Consider the following 13,763-nt stretch of genomic DNA (forward strand, 5'->3'; position numbering starts at 1 on the left):
GGGTACCGCCGTGGGCCTTTTCGTCACGAAGGAGCAGACGTGCAGGACGTGCAGAGTGGGCAGAGCAGGCTCGACGCGGTGTGGGCCGAGGTGGAGCGCCGGGATCCGGGGCAGCCGGAGTTCCACCAGGCGGTGCGGGAGGTCCTCGACAGTCTGGCGCCCGTGTTCGCCGCCCGCCCCGAGCTCGCCGAGCCCGGCCTGCTGGAGCGGATCGTGGAGCCGGAGCGGCAGATCGTGTTCCGGGTGCCGTGGCAGGACGACCGCGGCCGGGTGCACGTGAACCGGGGCTTCCGGGTGGAGTTCAACAGCGCGCTCGGCCCGTACAAGGGGGGTCTGCGGTTCCACCCGTCGGTGGACATCGGCGTGGTGAAGTTCCTCGGGTTCGAGCAGATCTTCAAGAACGCGCTGACGGGGCTGGGGATCGGAGGGGGGAAGGGCGGTTCCGACTTCGATCCGCGCGGGCGGTCCGACGCCGAGGTGATGCGGTTCTGCCAGTCCTTCATGACCGAGCTGTACCGGCACATCGGCGAGCACACCGACGTGCCGGCCGGTGACATCGGCGTCGGCGGCCGCGAGATCGGCTTCCTGTTCGGGCAGTACCGGCGCATCACCAACCGCTGGGAGGCCGGGGTGCTCACCGGCAAGGGGCAGGGCTGGGGCGGCTCCGCCGTCCGGCCGCAGGCCACCGGGTACGGCAGCGTGCTGTTCGCCGCCCGGATGCTGGAGCGGCGCGGCGCGGGGCTGGACGGGCTGACCGCCGTGGTGTCCGGCTCCGGCAACGTCGCCCGGTACACGATCGAGAAGCTGCGGCAGCTCGGCGCGAACCCGCTGACCTGTTCGGACTCCGACGGGTACGTCGTCGACGAGAAGGGGGTCGACGTGGAGCTGCTGCACCAGATCAAGGAGGTCGAGCGGGGGCGGGTCCGCGAGTACGCCGAACGGCGGGGACCCTCGGCCCGGTTCGTGCCCGGCGGGCGGGTGTGGGAGGTGCCCGCCGACGTCGCCTTCCCCTCCGCCACCCAGAACGAGCTCGGGGAGGAGGACGCCCGGGCTCTCGTGGCCAACGGCGTGCGGGCGGTCAGCGAGGGGGCCAACATGCCCACCACGCCCGCTGCGGTGCGCGTGCTGCAGGAGGCCGGGGTGGCCTTCGGGCCCGGCAAGGCCGCCAACGCGGGCGGAGTTGCCGTCAGCGCCCTGGAGATGGCCCAGAACGCCGGACGGGCGGCCTGGAACGCGGAGCGGGTCGAGGAGGAGCTGGCGGGCATCATGCGGTCCATCCACGACACGGCGTACGAGACCGCAGAGCGGTACGGGGCTCCCGGCGACTACGTGACCGGGGCCAACATCGCCGGCTTCGAGCGGGTCGCGGACGCGATGCTGGCCCAGGGCCTGATCTGACCGTAGGCGTGGGTGTCCCGCGGGTCCGGCCGGCCTGTCGTGCGTGCGCGTGTGCGTGCCCTGCGGGTCCGGCCGGTCCGGTTGTGCGTGCGTGCCCGCGGGCCCGGCCGGTCCGGTCGTACGTGCGTGCGCGGCCGGTCCGGGCGTGTCCGCGGCGCGCGGGTCCAGTCGCAATCCGGCGTTCCGCCAGGCCGGGCGGGGAGGATCGCCCCGACCGGTCGGCACACGCTCGGAAACGGCGGCATGAAGGACACACACCAGTCGCGGTTCGCCTCGCTGTCCGTGCGCAACTTCCGGTTGTTCACGCTGGGGCAGATCGTGTCCGCCACCGGCACCTGGATGATGGTCGTCGCCCAGGACTGGCTGGTGCTGTCCCTGACGGGGGACTCGGCGACCGCACTGGGTACCGTCACCGCCCTGCAGTTCGCGCCGCTGCTGCTGTTCACCCTGCACGGCGGGCTGCTCGCCGACCGGTACGACAAGCGGCGCCTGCTGGTGGCCGCCAACCTCGCCGGCGGTGCGCTGGCCCTGCTGCTCGCCGTACTGGTGCTGTCGGGGCAGGTCCGGCTCTGGCACGTCGACGTGCTCGCCCTCGCGCTGGGCTGCGTCAACGCGGTGGAGATCCCGGCGCGGATGTCCTTCGTCGCCGAGATGGTCGGCCCGGAGTTGCTGCCCAACGCCTCCGCGCTCAGCGGTGCGTACTTCAACCTGGCGCGGATCGCCGGGCCCGCCGTGGCCGGCCTGCTGATCGCCTGGCTGGGTACGGGGCCGGTGATGCTGCTGAACGCCGCCACCTTTCTCGGGACCGTCGTCGCCCTGCGGATGATGCGTCCGGACGAGCTCGTCGCCCCCGCGGGGCCGGGGGCCCGGCCCGGGCGGGCCGGGGTGCGTGACGGCCTGCGGTACACGACGGGGCGGCGCGACCTGCTGCCGGTGTTCGGGCTCGTCGCCGTCGTCAGCCTGTTCGGGCTCAACTTCCAGCTGACCCTCCCGCTGCTGGCCAAGACCGTCTTCCATACGGAGGCCGCGGCCTTCGGGCTGTTCACCACCGCGATGGCGGCCGGGTCGCTGGCCGCCGCCATGGTCACCGCGGGCCGCCGGACCCGTCCGACGGCCCGGCTGGTGGCCGCTGCCGCGGTGGGCCTGGGCGCGGTGGAGGTGGCCGCCGGGTGGGCGCCCACCCCGCTGGTGGCCATGGCCCTGCTGTGCGTCACCGGCTTCACCACCCTGTACTTCGCCCAGGCCGCCAACCACCACATCCAGCTGGGGGCGGACCCGCACTACCGTGGCCGCGTCCTGGCCCTGTACACGCTGATCCTGCAGGGGTCCACGCCGGTGGGGGCGCTGCTCACGGGCTGGCTCACGGCCCACTTCGGGGCGCGTTCCGGCCTGTGGGCGGGCGGCCTGGTCGCCCTGGCGGCGGGCCTGCTGGTCCTGTCGGCGGCCGGCCGGATCCCGCCGGCCCCGCCCGGGGGCGTGCCCGGTGTACCGGCGGCGGCTCGCCCCGCGGTACAGCGCGGGTCCACGGAGCCTTGAGGCGCCCAAATGGGGCGGCGGGCGGAGCAGCGACTGGGGGAAAGCGACTGAAGGGTTCTTCGGTCGCTCCGCCGCGGTTTACGAAATCGCAGGTCAGAGGGTGCTTTGGGGGCGAACAGCGACTGAAGCGACTCAAGGTCGGGGTATATGAAGACATTCCCGCGCCTGCGCGTGTGCGCGTGTGCGCGTCATATATAGGGGCCTTGAGTCGCTTCAGTCGCTGTTTTGCCTTGCGCAAGGCTGTGACCTGGTGTTCTGTGAAGCGACCGACGAGCGACCGAAAGGGCTTCGGTCGCTGTGGGTCCAGTCGCTTCGGTCGCTGGAACCCGTACCGGATTCGTACAGGTGAGCAGGCGCAGGAGGCTCTGGAACCACAGGGGTTTCGCTACGCTGATCCGGGCGTCGAGTCGCTTCAGTCGCTGATGGGGGAAGTGGATGGCACCTGAGCCGCTGACGACTGCCAGGTGGTGCGCGCGGCGAGGATGGCCGGTCCACCCCCTCGCCCCGGGCCGCAAGACGCCCGTGGGCAACTGCGCCACCTGCCGCCGTCCCGGGCACGACCGGGCCGCCTGCGCGTGCCTGCGGGCCGGGCGCTGGTGCCACGGCTTCCACGCGGCCACCCTCGACCCCGCCCGGATCGAGGGGTGCTGGGGCCCCCGCCCCGACCTGGGGGTCGGCGTCGCCTGCGGGCCGGCCGGCCTGGTCGTGGTGGACGTGGACGCGCACCCCGGCGAACTGCCTTCCAGGGACCGGCTGTTACCTGGGATCGCCATCTCCTCCGGGATCGATCTGACGGGCCTGGCGAACGGCTTCCACACCCTGGGCGTGCTCGCCGCCCTGCGCGGGGCCGTCAGCCCCGCCGAGGACACCTCGACGCTCCGCGTGCGCACCCCCTCCGGCGGGCTCCACGTCTGGTACCGCGACGGCCTCGCCGGACGGCGCTGGCGGTGCTCCGCCGGATCGGGCACGGCCCGCGCCCTGGCCTGGCAGGTCGACGTACGGGCGCACGGGGGCTACATCGTGGCCCCGGGCACCGTGACGGCGCGGGGCGCGTACACGCCCGTGGGGGCCGTACGGGAGCCCGCGCCGCTGCCGGCCTGGCTCGCCGCGGAGCTGGAGCGTACGGGGCACCTCGCGCCCGCCGCAGGGCCCGGCGCCGGGCCGGGCTCCGGGCCCCGGCCGGTGCCCCCGCGCGCCCGGCAGGCCGTCCTCGCCGCGCGCCGGGGAGCGGACCGGGCGGAGGACCGGACGGCGGAGCGGGTGCTGGCCGGCGTCCTCGCCGAGGTGGCCGCCTGCGCCGCGGTGCCCGAGGGGGCGGCGTTCTCCGAGAAGCTCAACCGGGCCGCGTACACGGCGGGCGGGCTGGTCGCCGGAGGCCGGATCACCGAGGCGGAGGCCGCCCGCGTGCTGCGGGAGACGGCCGAACGGGCCCGGCCCGGGCAGCAGCGCCGCTGCCGGGCCATCATCCGGGGCGGCCTGACCGCGGGCATGGCGCGCCCGCTGTCCCCGGGACACCGGACATGAGCGCGTCCGGCGACGGCGCGGCACCGGACGCCTTCGACGTACGGGCCGTGGCCGCGCAGATCCTCGCCCAGCCGGGCCCGGCCGCCGTACCCGCCCCCAGGACGGGCCGGACCGCGGCCGCGGGCGGTCCCGGCGCAAGCGGCGGTTCCGGCGCAACCGGCGGTCCCGGCGACCGGGACGGCTCCGGGCACGCCACGGCGGCCGGGCTGCTGCCCGACACCCTCACCGACCGCGGCAACGCCAAACTGTTCGTCAGGCTCTACGCGGACGACTACCGGCACGTACCCGGCATCGGCTGGTACCGCTGGGACGGCACCCGTTGGCAGATCGACGAGGACGACACCGTGCTCTGGGCCGCCGGCGACCTGGCGGAGAGCCTGGCCGCCACCGACCCGGGCGGCACGGCCACCCCGGCCGCGCTCCAGCGGCACCGCCGTCGCGCCCTCAGCACCAGCGGGATGAACGCCATGCTCACCCAGGCCAGGTCGGCTCCGGGCATGGTGCTCAACGCGGCCCGGCTGGACGCGGATCCGTACGTGCTGTGCACCCCGGCGGGGATCGTCGACCTGCGCACCGGGCACGTCCGCCCGGCCGACCCGAAGAAGGACTTCCACTCGCGGTCGACCTCCGCCGCGCCGCGGCCCATGCCCGTCCCGTGCTGGAACCGGTTCCTCGCCGACACCTTCGGGGAGGGTCCCGAGGGCGAGCAGATGACCGGCTTCCTGCAGCTGCTGCTGGGCTACTCGGTCACCGGGGACGTCGGCGCGCAGGTGATGCCGTTCCTGTTCGGGTCCGGCAAGAACGGCAAGTCGGTGCTGCTGGACGTGCTCATCAAGCTGCTGGGCGACTACGCGGACGCCGCCCCGCCCGGCTTCCTGATGGCCCGTCCGTACGAGGGCCACCCGACGGACCTCGCCGAACTGCACGGCCGGCGGGTGATCGTGTGCAGCGAGGTCAAGCCGGGGGACCGGTTCGACGAGGCGCGGGTCAAGCTCCTCACCGGGGGCGACCGCATCAAGGCCCGCCGGATGCGCCAGGACTTCTTCAGCTTCGCGCCGACGCACAAGCTGTGGCTGCTGGGCAACCACCGGCCGGAGGTGGGGACCGGGGGGTTCGCGTTCTGGCGGCGGATGAGGCTGATCCCCTTCGAGCGGGTGGTCTCCGACGACCGCAAGATCGACAACCTGGCGGACCTGCTGGTCACCCACGAGGGGCCGGGCATCCTCAACTGGCTGATCGACGGCGCCCGCCGCTACCTGGGCGGCGACAAGGACCTGACCGGGCCGGAGCGGGTGCGGATCGCGACCACGGCGTACGCCGAGACCGAGGACCACACCGGCCGGTTCCTCGGCGAGAGCTGCCGGATCGAACCGGACCTCAGGGCCGAACAGGCCCAGCTCTACGGGGCCTACAGGGGCTGGTGCCAGAATGAGGGGGCCCCGGCGATCTCCTCCCGGGCCTTCGCGGCGCGGGTGCGCGAGGTGGTGGGACTGGCCTCGCCGAAGGACATGATCCTGTCGAACCAGCGGAAGTACTACCCGGGCATCGGCCTGCTCGCGGACGAGGAGACGGACGAGGAGACAGCATGAGCGCCCTCATCGCCGAGAACGAGATCGTCCACGAGGTCGACCTCGTGTGGCTGGAGGACATCTCCCGGCTCGACTACGTCCGGCAGAGCCTGGACCGGCTCCCGACGCGCCGGGGCCGGCCCGCCTACCACCGCGACGGCCGCATGGTCGGGTACGCCCTGCTGGGCCCCGCGGCCAAGCCCTCCCGTTCCTCGGGGACCTTCCGCAGGCGGGTGTTCTGGCTGCTGCCGCACGACCGGGATACCGAACCGGACGGTCTGTACGCGCGTGGGGCGCCGGCGGAGGCGGTGGACGCGCGGACCCTGGCGCCGGGACTCAAGGGACGCAAGACCGAACGGTCGGAAGGCGGGCCGACCTCGCCGGCCCAGCGGCGGCTCGGCCCGTAGCGACGACCGGCCCGACGAGCACGGGGCCTGCGGATCCCAGGCTTCCGGAACCTGACGGCTGCCGACGGGGGTACGGCCGCCGCAGACGTCCCCGTTTTCCCTGGAAAAAAAACAGCACGGCCGGTATATTTTTGCCCGCAGGCAAGCAGCCGTCGGGAGGTACGGGGTGATGCAGGCGTTACGTCACGTACGAGCCGAGGCCGTCGTGGCCGGCGGGGGCCCGGTGGGCCTGCTGCTGGCTGCGGAGCTGGCCGGCTACGGGGTCGACACCGTCGTACTGGAAGCGGGGCACGCCGTCTCCGAGCGTCCCCGGGCGGGCACCCTGCACGCCAGGGCCGTGCAGAGCCTGGTGCGGCGCGGATACCTGCCCCGGTCCGCGGCGTCCCCCGAGGGGGGCGGGTCACGGGCGCCCTTCCACTTCGCCGGTCTGCCCGGCCTGCTGATCAACGTGCCCGACACCGAGCCCGGACCCCTCCTCAAGTGGCCCCAGGCCAGGCTGGAGCGGCTCTTCGAGGAACGGGCCGTCGCCGCCGGTGCGCGCGTCCTGCGCGGACACCGGGCGGACGGGCTGACCCAGGACGCCGACGGAGTGCGGGTGACGGCCCAGGGGCCGGACGGCCCGCTCGTGTGCGAAGCCCGTTACCTGGTCGGCGCGGACGGGGCGCGCGGCAGCGTCCGCGAGCTGGCCGGCATCCGCTCCGAGGTCCGGGCCGCCACCGTGGCCGCCCTCGCGGGCACCGTCACCCTGCCCGACCCGCAGGCCCTGGCCGACGGTTGGCACCACACGCCCCGCGGCTGGATCGTGGCCAAGCGCGACCCACGCGGCCGCGTCCACCTCCGCACGCTCGACTGCAGCGGCCCGCACACGGACCGGCACAGCGACCCCACCCTGGAGGAGCTGCGCCGGGAGGTGTCCCGGATCGCCGGCCGCGAGGTCGCCATGGAGGAGCCGCGCTGGCTCAGCCGGTTCAGCGACTTCACCCGGCTGGCCCGCACCTTCCGGTCCGGACGGGTCCTCCTCGCCGGCGACGCGGCGCACGTGCACTTCCCGATCGGCGGGCAGGGCCTGAGCACCGGGGTCCTGGACGCCCTCAACCTCGGATGGAAGCTGGCCGCGGCGGTCCGCGGGACCGCCGGCCCGGACCTGCTGGACACCTACGACGCGGAACGGCGGCCGGCCGCCCGGCGGGTCGTCGAGAACACCCGGGCCCAGCTGGCCCTGATGCGGCCGGGGCCCGACCTGGACGCGCTGCGCGGGGTGTTCGCCACCCTGATGGCGGCGGACCGGGAGGACGGCCGGCTCGGCGACATGGTCAGCGGCCAGGACACGGTCCTGCCGCCGGGCCCGGGCGGGGCGTCCGGCGCCGCCGGACGGTTCCTGCGCAACACGGCGCTCGATACGGACGAGGGCGGGACCGATGTCATCGAGCTGCTCCGCGACGGCCGGCCGCTGCTGCTCGTCGGCGGCCCGCGCGGCAGCGCGCACCGCGAGGCGGTGCGCGGCCGGGAGGACCTCCTGCGGGTGGTGGAGTTCCGGCCCGCCCCTGAACTGCCGTACGACGGGCTGCTGGTGCGGCCCGACGGCTACATCGCCTGGGCGGCCGGACCGGGGGACCCGGAGCCCCCGGCCGGGGGGCCGGCCGGGGTGCTGTCGGCCTACTTCGCCGCGGGCGCGCGGGCGGGACGCGCGTGAGCCCCGCGGGGGAGGGGGGTGGCGCCCGGGCGGGCGGCCCCGGTCAGGCGGCGGATCCCGCGAGTTCCTTGTCCCCGCCGGCGGCGACGGCCTCGGCGTACACGGTGGCTCCCCGGCTCTGGGAGAGGTCGAGCGTCGTGAGGACGGAGGGCACGGCCACGCTGGGCAGCAGGTGGCGCATCAGGGAGGACACCCGGTATGTCAGGTCGCCGTAGTCGCAGACCGCCTGCGACATGGACTGGACGCCGGCGAACGCGGCCACGATGACCTCGGCCGTCTCCGCCGGCGTCACGTGGGGCAGCAGTTCGCCCTGCGCCTGCGCCTGCCGGAGGAGTTCGGTCCCGACCTCGGCCCACCGCCGGAACGGGCCGCTGCGGTCGAGGCCGTCGGCCAGCTGGTCCATGGTCAGCCGCACGCCGGCCCGGACCATGGGATCGGTCTGGAGGCGGTGGGCGTGCAGCATCACCTCGTCCACGACCTCCTGCACCTTGGAGGCGCGGTCGGGCACGGAGATCTGGTGGTCCTGCTCGGCGAGAACTCCCTGGGCCAGGTCTTCCTTCGACTGGAAGTGGAAGTACAGCGCGCCCTTGGTCACTCCGGCGGCGTTCAGGATCTGGGAGATCGTGGCGGCCTGGTAGCCGTGCTCCTCGAAGATCCGTGCCGCCGCTTCGAGGATCGCACGGCGGGTGCGGAGTGCTCTCAGCTGCTCTGCCACGTCGCCTCCCATCTGTCACAGGAAAAAACCGTCCAGTTCGTATCTTACAGTTCGTGACCGTCTTCGCCGCAGTGTCGAGCCTGAAGACGTCAAGTCGAGGGGTGCTTCGTGATCCTTTTGACCGGAACGACCGGAACCGTCGGACGTCACCTGCTCGGGTACATGCCGACCGACCAGCCCTTCCGTGTGCTGGCGAGGGAACCGGAACGCGTGGAGGGCGTTCCGCGGGCCGCGCGGGTCGTGCGGGGGGACTACGGGGACCGGCGGTCCCTGGCGGTCGCCCTGGACGGGGTGCGCACCGCGTTCCTGGTCACCAACCGCATCGGCGACGACGACCGGAGCTTCCTGCGGGCCGCCCGCCGGGCGGGTGTGCGGCGGGTGGTGAAGCTCTCGGCCGCCGCGGTGGCGGACCGGCAGGCGGACGACCTGATCACCCGGTGGCAGCGGACCAGCGAGGGCCTGCTGCGGACCTCGGGGATGGAGTGGACCCTGCTCAGGCCGCGGTCCTTCATGTCCAACGCCCTCTCGTGGGCGTCGTCGGTCCGGGGGGAGCGTGTGGTGCGGGCCCTTTACGGGGGCGCGGCCAACGCCTGCGTGGATCCCCGTGACGTCGCGGAGGTCGCCGCGCGCGCCCTCACCGAGGACGGGCACGCCGGACGGGTCCACACGCTGACCGGGCCGGAGGCGCTCACCACGATCGAGCAGACCGCACAGCTCGGCGAGGTGCTGGGCCGCCGGCTGCGCTTCGAGGGGCTGAGCCGGCAGCAGGCGCGCGGCGCACTGCTGGAGCGCTATCCGGCGGACGTCGCGGAGGCGCTGCTGGACAGTGCGGAGCGGATGCGCCAGGGCGCGAAGGCGGGGGTGGAGGGGACGGTGGAGCGCCTGCTCGGGCGTCCTCCGGGTTCGTTCCGCGGCTGGGCGGCGGCCCACCGGGCGGCGTTCGCCGCGCCGGTGGAGCGGGTCGGGTGCTGAAAGGGCAGGCGCGGCGGCTCACAGGCCGTGGGTTCCGGCGGTGACCACCGCACTGAAGACCGTGACGCCGTCCTGGACCGCCGTCACCAGGACGCTCCGCAGGCCGGCCGCGGCGGCGGCCGGGTCCGTGCCCGCCTGCGGGGCGGGGAGCAGCCGCGCCTCCACCAGGCAGGGCGCGTCGAGTTCCACGTACCGCTTGAACTCGTTGGCGATGCTCAGGGGGAGGTAGGAGGACCGCTTCAGCACGGCGGCCGTGGCCTGCCGGGCGGCCTCGATCAGCACCATCCCCGGAACGTGGTCCACGGCGTGTTCGAAGAGCACCGGGTGGCGCCTGTCCGCCCGCAGCTGCCAGCGGTGGGGTTCCGGGGTGGGCGAGAGCACCACGTCCATCGGGGACATGCGTCCGACCAGCTGGGGGGCCTCCGGACTGGTGAGGGGCAGGTGCTGCCAGTCGCCGTCCAGGGTGTGTTCGCCGCGGATCCGCCGGTAGACCTCCGGGGCCAGGCACGACAGGGAGCCGCCGCCGGTGGCGACGACCTCGCCGTCGCGGCGGAACACGGTGTGCAGGCGCAGTCCCGCGAGGCTTCCGCCCCGCCACCGGATCTCGCTGCAGGTGACGTCGATCTCCAGGGCGGCGGGGGTGTCGCCCACCGCCATGTGCTCCGGGCGGACCGTGATGTCCAGGTCCCAGACGATGAACTGGTGGCCGAGGGGCACGCCGAACTCCGCGTGGCCCAGCAGGATCCCGATCTGACGGATGGTCTCGCACCCGATGAGCGGGTCGTGGTAGCCGCCGGCGACCGGGCTGAAGAACGTGTGGCAGCGCGGCCACTGTGAGGTGACGACGAACCGGGTGTCGTCCACCCGGCGCCAGTCGGTCAGTACCACCTCGGCGACCGAGGCGCGGTGCACCAGTTCCCGTGGAACGGTGGCGGTCAGTGAAGGGAACCGGAATCCGTTCGCCTTGTAGGCGGACGGGGTCTCGTCCACCTCCGGACGGTCGTCCATCGCTATGGGTTCCATCCGGAACGTGCTCGCAGTCATCGCTCCCCCTGGGCTTGGCCGCTGAGAAGGCTTCGTGTGCCTCTGGCCGGGGAAGATACATACCAACCGGTTTAATTTCTAGGGGTATCGGATCCTCCGCTCTTTCCGCCTGCCGGAATGGGGGATTTCGCTTCTTTTGTTTGCCCAGTTCAGGACGGGTGTCGCGGCTCGGCGTCCACTCCTGCCCCAGTTTTTGTCCCAATTGCCGCGGTGCGGCCGGTTGAGGTCGGCCCGAGCGTTTCTCAAGTAGTGGACGACATCGTGGCCGGATGGCGGCGGAGTGGCCGGTCTTCGCCCCGGAGGCGGGCTCGGCGGAACGACGGAAACCGTCGATAGAAACCGCACAGACGGTTTGTTAACATCCACTCATGGTGAAGCAAGAGCGCGCCGCGCGCACAAGGGAGACCCTCATCAGGTCCGCGGCCGAGGTGTTCGACCGGGAGGGGTACGCGGCGGCTTCGCTCACCGGGATCAGTTCGCTGGCCGGAGTGAGCAACGGGGCCCTGCACTTCCACTTCGCCAGCAAGGCGGCCCTGACCGACGCGGTCGAACGCGCGGCGCTGCGCCGGCTGACCGAGGTCGCCGAAGTGCCCGTACCGTCCGCCGGCCGGGTGCAGTCGCTGATCGACGTCACCCACGGCCTGGCCGCCGCGCTGCGCGGGGACGTCGTGCTGCGGGCCGGCTTCGGGCTCTGCGGGGAGGCGTCCCGGATGCCGGCGGCCGACCTGCGCGGCTGGTGGCAGGGGTGGGTCGAGGGAACGCTGAAGGAGGCCGAGGCGGCCGGTGAACTGCACCCCGGGGCGGCGGCCCGGGACGTGGTCTCCGCGGTGGTGGCCGCGACCGTCGGCTTCGAGGTGCTCGGGACCCGGGACGTGGAATGGCTGTCCGCGGCCACGCTCACCCGGTTCTGGCGGCTGTTGCTGCCCTCCCTGGTGTCCTCGGCCCTGTTGGCGGAGCTCGCGCCGGAGGGCGGTGCGGCGGCGTCCTAGCCGCCCGGCCGGTCCGCCCGTCCCGTCCGTCCGCCCGTCCGCTCCCGCCCGTTCCCGTGCTGCCCGCGCGGGGCGGGCGTCTTTCGTTGTTGAGGGGGAGCTCTGACCTCGAAGCGAACCGCGCAAACGGTTTGTTTCGTGGCCTCTGAAGTTGTTCTGGATGAGGGGATGAGGAGATGACGAGCCGGGTGCGGCTCGGTCTCTGGCGGTATATCCGCAGGTCGGAGCAGCTTTGTCAGAAGTTGGGTGGCCTGTGCAGGTAAAAAACAGCACGGTCGGTTTGGTATTGACAAACCGCCGGTCCTGTTTTTTACTGACGATGGCTCATCCACGGACAGGGGAGTAGGGCGTGGACATCGAAGTACTGGGCACACTGGCGGTGCGGGAACAGGGAGTCTCCGTCACCCCCACCGCCCCCAAGCCGCGACAGGTGCTGGCACTGCTGGCGCTCCATGCCGACCAGGTGGTCCCGGTCTCGGCACTCATCGAGGAGCTGTGGGCGGGCGCCCCGCCGCGCAGCGCGCGGACCACCCTCCAGACGTACGTGCTCCAGCTTCGGGCGCTCATCGCCAACGCGCTGGAACAGGGCGTGGACGGCGAGGGCGGCACCGGGCGGCGCACCGCCAAGGACGTGCTGGTCACGCTGCCCGGCGGCTACATGCTCGACAGCGGCGGCGGTACCAGCGACGTGCGCGAGTTCGACCGGCTCGCCGGCATGGGCTACCGCGCCATGGACGCGGGCGACTTCCCCGGCGCGGCCCGGCTGCTGCGCGAGGCCCTGGCGCTGTGGTCCGGCCCCGCCTTCGCCGACGTGCAGGGCGGCATCCAGCTGGACATGGAGGCCCGCCGCCTGGAGGAGACCCGGCTGTGCGCGCTCGACCAGCGCATCGAGGCCGACCTGCGGATCGGGCGCCACCGCGAGCTGCTCGCCGAACTCACCGTGCTCGCCAGCCGCTACCGCACCCACGAGAACCTGCACGGCCAGTTCATGCTGGCCCTGCACCGGTCCGGACGGCGCGGCGAGGCCCTCGACGTCTACCAGCGGCTGCGCCAGACCCTGGTGCGCGAACTCGGCCTGGAGCCCTCGGCCGTACTGCGCCGGCTCCAGCGCTCCATCCTCATGGCCGGCCCCGAGACCCCCGTGACGGCGGAGCCCCAGGGCGAGCGGCTCGCCCGCGTCGGCTGAGATGGCCGCGACCGACACCAGGTACGCGGCCCGGCCCGGGCCGGCGGGCCGGGCGCGTGACCGGAGCCCCGGCCGAGGAGGCAGCGCGGTGCAGGAGAGGTCGGAGCGTACCCGCAGGAAGCTGGTGCACGCGGGTGCCGAGATGTTCCGCCGCAACGGCTACGCGAACGCGACGCTCGGCCAGATCGCGGCGTTCGCGGGCGTCACCAAAGGCGCCCTGTACTTCCACTTCGGCTCCAAGGACGAACTGGCGGAGGCGGTGCAGCTGCGCGGCTGCGCACTGCTGCACGACTCGGTGCGCGAACTCCAGGACGCCGGGCTGTCCCCGCTGCAGACCCTGATCGACACCACCCACTGGCTGGTCCGCAGCCTCCATGAGGAGCCGGCCGTCCCGGCGAGCTTCCGCATCACCAAGGAGTGCACGGGGCTGCAGGACTTCGCCGCCGACTTCCAGGCCGTCTGGCTCGACGCGGTCCGCGGGCTGCTGCGCCAGTCCGCCGCCGCCGGCGAACTCCGCTCCGGCGGCCGGTGGGAGGAGACCGAATCCCTGGTCTCCGCGGCCGCCTGCGGCATCGAGGCCATGGCCGGCACCGGCATGCCCTACGCCGAACTCCAGCGGCGGGTCTGCGGACTGTGGTCGCTGCTGCTGCCCAGCCTCGTCCCGGACGGCGAACGGCAGAACTTCCGCGTCGGCACGCCCGAGGCCGAGCTCCCGCGCAGCCCCGTGTGAC

General features: G+C 73.4%; 12 protein-coding genes. 10 read left to right on the forward strand and 2 right to left on the reverse strand.

Going from position 1 to position 13,763, the window contains the following annotated elements:
- The first annotated feature begins 48 nt into the window (after positions 1–48).
- From gdhA to ACFY61_RS26340, 6 genes are all read left to right on the forward strand, one after another.
- A complete protein-coding gene (gene gdhA / locus ACFY61_RS26315) occupies positions 49–1,398 on the forward strand; it encodes an NADP-specific glutamate dehydrogenase (RefSeq protein WP_389475964.1) in 1,350 nt (449 codons plus the stop codon).
- Positions 1,399–1,641: 243 nt separating this feature from the next.
- On the forward strand, positions 1,642–2,934 hold the full coding sequence (locus tag ACFY61_RS26320) for an MFS transporter (protein ID WP_389475740.1): 1,293 nt from the start codon (positions 1,642–1,644) through the stop codon (positions 2,932–2,934).
- 435 nt (positions 2,935–3,369) lie between these two features.
- Positions 3,370–4,458, forward strand: coding sequence for a bifunctional DNA primase/polymerase (locus ACFY61_RS26325; protein WP_389475742.1), 1,089 nt, complete (start codon positions 3,370–3,372; stop codon positions 4,456–4,458).
- The gene (locus ACFY61_RS26330) at positions 4,455–6,047 is read left to right on the forward strand and encodes a phage/plasmid primase, P4 family (protein ID WP_389475744.1); all 1,593 of its coding nucleotides are present in this window, start codon (positions 4,455–4,457) and stop codon (positions 6,045–6,047) included. The genes ACFY61_RS26325 and ACFY61_RS26330 overlap by 4 nt, the downstream gene beginning before the upstream one ends.
- Positions 6,044–6,433 (forward strand): DUF6009 family protein, encoded by a 390-nt coding sequence (locus ACFY61_RS26335; RefSeq protein ID WP_389475746.1) that lies wholly within the window; start codon positions 6,044–6,046, stop codon positions 6,431–6,433. The genes ACFY61_RS26330 and ACFY61_RS26335 overlap by 4 nt, the downstream gene beginning before the upstream one ends.
- A 169-nt stretch (positions 6,434–6,602) precedes the next feature.
- Entirely contained in the window at positions 6,603–8,126 is a 1,524-nt protein-coding gene (locus ACFY61_RS26340) for an FAD-dependent monooxygenase (protein ID WP_389475748.1), read from the forward strand.
- Positions 8,127–8,169: 43 nt separating this feature from the next.
- Here the strand turns inward: ACFY61_RS26340 and ACFY61_RS26345 are convergent, their stop codons facing one another.
- A complete protein-coding gene (locus tag ACFY61_RS26345) occupies positions 8,170–8,841 on the reverse strand; it encodes a ScbR family autoregulator-binding transcription factor (RefSeq protein WP_389475750.1) in 672 nt (223 codons plus the stop codon).
- Between the two features lie 108 nt (positions 8,842–8,949).
- Between ACFY61_RS26345 and ACFY61_RS26350 the strand changes: the two genes are divergently transcribed.
- Positions 8,950–9,813: an NAD(P)H-binding protein gene (locus tag ACFY61_RS26350; RefSeq protein ID WP_389475752.1), complete on the forward strand. Its 864-nt coding sequence runs from the start codon at positions 8,950–8,952 to the stop codon at positions 9,811–9,813.
- Positions 9,814–9,831: 18 nt separating this feature from the next.
- Here ACFY61_RS26350 and ACFY61_RS26355 read toward each other — a convergent pair whose 3' ends face one another.
- Complete coding sequence (locus ACFY61_RS26355; protein WP_389475754.1) at positions 9,832–10,857, reverse strand: ScbA/BarX family gamma-butyrolactone biosynthesis protein; 1,026 nt, start codon at positions 10,855–10,857, stop codon at positions 9,832–9,834.
- A 368-nt stretch (positions 10,858–11,225) separates the two neighbouring features.
- On the opposite strand from ACFY61_RS26355, the gene ACFY61_RS26360 reads away from it, so the two are divergent.
- From ACFY61_RS26360 to ACFY61_RS26370, 3 genes are all read left to right on the forward strand, one after another.
- Positions 11,226–11,846 carry a ScbR family autoregulator-binding transcription factor gene (locus ACFY61_RS26360; RefSeq protein ID WP_389475756.1) on the forward strand — a complete coding sequence of 207 codons (621 nt, stop codon included), beginning with the start codon at positions 11,226–11,228 and terminating at the stop codon, positions 11,844–11,846.
- Positions 11,847–12,195: 349 nt separating this feature from the next.
- A complete protein-coding gene (locus tag ACFY61_RS26365; RefSeq protein WP_389475758.1) occupies positions 12,196–13,032 on the forward strand; it encodes a BTAD domain-containing putative transcriptional regulator in 837 nt (278 codons plus the stop codon).
- An 88-nt stretch (positions 13,033–13,120) separates the two neighbouring features.
- Positions 13,121–13,762, forward strand: a complete 642-nt coding sequence (locus ACFY61_RS26370) for a ScbR family autoregulator-binding transcription factor (protein ID WP_389475760.1) — start codon at positions 13,121–13,123, stop codon at positions 13,760–13,762.
- Position 13,763: the final 1 nt, after the last annotated feature.

It is taken from the genome of Streptomyces sp. NPDC012888 (assembly GCF_042900645.1).
Taxonomy (GTDB): Bacteria; Actinomycetota; Actinomycetes; order Streptomycetales; family Streptomycetaceae; genus Streptomyces.